Raw genomic sequence first — 239 nt, 5'->3', positions numbered from 1 at the left:
CGGCCCCCCCGAGTTTCCGCCTATCACGGGCAGTGCCGTCGGCGATCAGCGCGTCTAGCTGCGCCAGCGCGCCAGCGTGGCTGCTCGAGCGCACCGCCACGCACGCCAGGATCCGGTCGCCCTGCTCGGCCGGGATCGCGAAGCCTTCGCCGGTCAGCGCTTCGCGCACGTACTCCGGGCCGCGCTTGTCGCGCTTGTCGACCTCGCGCAGCACCGCCATCTGGCGCTCGCCGTCGGCC

Annotated in this window: 1 pseudogene; it reads right to left on the bottom strand. The window is 74.1% G+C overall.

Features of this window, described 5'->3' with window-relative positions:
- A pseudogene (locus tag ACQG3P_RS23040) lies at window positions 1-239 on the bottom strand (histidine--tRNA ligase); the annotation flags it as partial.

The sequence above is a fragment of the Stenotrophomonas sp. SrG genome, assembly GCF_050031795.1.
GTDB lineage: Bacteria > Pseudomonadota > Gammaproteobacteria > Xanthomonadales > Xanthomonadaceae > Stenotrophomonas > Stenotrophomonas rhizophila_A.
This window is presented reverse-complemented; position numbering and strand designations above follow the sequence as displayed.